We start from the raw sequence: 2,539 nt of genomic DNA, 5'->3' as shown, positions 1-2,539 counted from the left end.
CGTGGACGGTGATGAGGTCGCCTGCGCTGCTGTAGCCGTAGCGCACGAGGGCGATGGGGGTGGACAGGGGATGCAACGGGTCCTGTGTGAGGTCCACGCCTGTGACTCGCCAGCCGTCGTCGGCGCCCCACAGTCCGTTCAGTCCCTGCGCGTCCTTGCCACCATGGATGCGCTGGTGCAGCAGCCGGTAGCGCCGGCCTGTGCCGTCGCTCAGCGAGACCAGGCGGCCTGCGGGGATGAGGTCCTTGCTGGCACTGTGGCCGGCCTCGGGTGTGGTGCCGTCGCTGTAGTGGTAGAGCTGGCGGCGCCCGAAGCGGTCGATCTGGGCCATGAGCCGCCAGGGACCGTCGACAGGTTCACCGGGCGCAGGGCCAAAGCCCCAGAGCGTGTCGCCATCGCCGCTGACCGCGAGGATGGCTTGCGGGTTGCGCACCAGTGCCTGTTCCACATGCGACCACCGAGGATTGGCGGCCCAGGGCGCAGTACCTCCGTCCGGCTCCGTGCTGCCGCCGCGCAGCAGCCAGATGTCCTCGCTGGCACTGTGCAGCTGGCCGCCCGGCACCAGAGGCTGGTCGAAGGTGATGACGCGGCCGCTGGCATCCAGCAGCAAGGTGGCCTCGTCCTGCAGGCGGATGCTGAGCTCCTGCAGCAGGTGCCAGCCATGGCCCAGCAGGCCGCAGGCCGCGCCGTGCTCGGGGTTGACGTAGCTGCTGTACTGGCGCTGCCAGGCCACAGGCAGCGCGGCCGACGGCAGGGCAAAGTCCAGGTCTTGTGCGCCCAGCAGGACCTTGGCGCCCAGCTGGGGGTTGACGGGGGAGCTGACGGTGATGCCGTCCGGGCAGACGGAGCAGGCCAGGCCCCCCTGGCTGCCGATGAGCACGGTGAGCGAGCCGGTGACGATCTTGCCCTTGACGACGCTGTCGGTGATGCGGGCTGCGGGTTGGCCACTCATGCGAGGCTGCTCCTGGAGAGATGAGAGAGAACGGGAGGGTGGATGCGGGGAGTGCAGGGGTTGCAGGACATGCGGGCCTCAGCAGTTGAGCCTGTCCGTGGGCGAGAGAATCTGGATGTCGCCGGGCGTGATGCGGATGGTGCTTTCGCCGCAGGTCAGCAGGATTTCCTGCTGGGCTTCGAGCCGGATCTTGGCGGCGTTGAGCTCAATGCTTTGCCCATCCATGGTGAGCTGGGAGGCCTTGCCGCCTCCGCCCCCACCGCTGCCGCCGCCACCACCACCGCCACCGGGCGCCGTGATGTTCATGGCCATGCCGCCACCGGCTCCGCCTCCCGCGCCACCACCGCCACCGCCACCACCACCGCCACCACCGCCCACGGTCAGCGAGTACTGCGAGCCCACTTCCGTGCTTTGCTTGCTGCCGACCTTGACCTGGCGCTCCTGCCCCACGGTGAGGTTCTGGCTCATGCCGACCGTGGTCTGCATGGCCACACCGATGTTCTCCATGTAGTTGACGCCGATGTTCATCATCTTCATCACACCCACGTTCTGCATGTAGGCCATGCCTATGGTCTGGGTCTTGAGCAGGCCCACCGTGACGTGCCAGTTCTGGCCTATCTTGTCGGTCTCGGTCTTGCCGATGGTCTTGCTGCGGTTCTTGCCGATGGAGATGTTCTCGTCGATGCCGACATCCTCATTGCGGTTGTCGCCGATGCTGATCTTCTCGTTGTGGTCCACCCGCTCCGTGCGGTTGTTGTGCACGGTGATGGTCTCGTCGCGGTCCACGGTCTCCGTGCGGTCCCGGTGGATGACGTTGGTTTCGTCACGGTCCACGGTCTTGCGCCGGTCGTTGCCCACCCATTTGTCTTCGTCGTTCTCGACTTCGGTGAGCTGGTCCTTCTGGGCATGCAGCCACAGCTGTTCGGCGCCCGCCTTGTCCTCGAAGCGGATGGCGTTGGCGTCGCCCGGGCCGTTCTTCATGCCCGCGCCTGCGGCGCCGCCCTTGCTCGATCTGGTCTTGATGCCCGATTGCGTGGCGTTGGCCGGCAGCGCCCAGGGCGGCATGTTGGCCGCGTTGTAGACGCAGCCCGTGACCAGCGGGTAGTCAGGGTCGCCGTTGAGGAAGTCGACGACGACTTCATGCCCTATGCGCGGAATGGAGATGGCCCCGAACCCCGGGCCTGCCCAGTTCGTGGCCACGCGGATCCAGCAGCTGGAGTTCTCGTTCATGCCGCCCAGCCGGTCCCAGTGGAACTGCACCTTGATGCGGCCGTATTCGTCGGTCCAGATTTCTTCTCCGGCCGGGCCCACGACGACGGCGGTCTGCGGGCCCGTGGTGCGCGGCTTGGGCGTGGTGCGCTGTGGCGTGTAGGCAAGACTCGTGGGCTGGGCCTGCAACTCGTAGCGCTGGAAGGAGCCGTCTTCCGCGGCGCTGCCCTTGGCGCCGGGCGCCACGGCACTGACGCGGGGATTCTCCTTCAAGTGGTAGCTCAGGCCCGTGATCAGGTACTGCTGGTTCTGGTCGCCGCGCGGGTAGTTGTAGAGGCTGAAGGTGTAGCCCGTGGCCAGCGCCCGGTGGCAGGACTG

Annotated in this window: 2 protein-coding genes; both read right to left on the bottom strand. The window is 67.2% G+C overall.

The window, feature by feature from the left end:
* Positions 1-952: DUF6531 domain-containing protein (locus tag ACM14_RS30130; protein WP_254662169.1), on the bottom strand; the 952-nt coding region annotated here is incomplete at its 3' end.
* Positions 953-1,030: 78 nt separating this feature from the next.
* The coding region (tssI, locus tag ACM14_RS30125; protein ID WP_139093535.1) for a type VI secretion system Vgr family protein at positions 1,031-2,539 on the bottom strand (1,509 nt) is incomplete at its 5' end.

The sequence above is a fragment of the Delftia sp. JD2 genome (genome assembly GCF_001682645.1).
Lineage (GTDB): Bacteria > Pseudomonadota > Gammaproteobacteria > Burkholderiales > Burkholderiaceae_C > Comamonas > Comamonas acidovorans.
The sequence above is the reverse complement of the archived record's forward strand: the minus strand, read 5'-3'. Positions and strand labels throughout refer to the sequence as shown.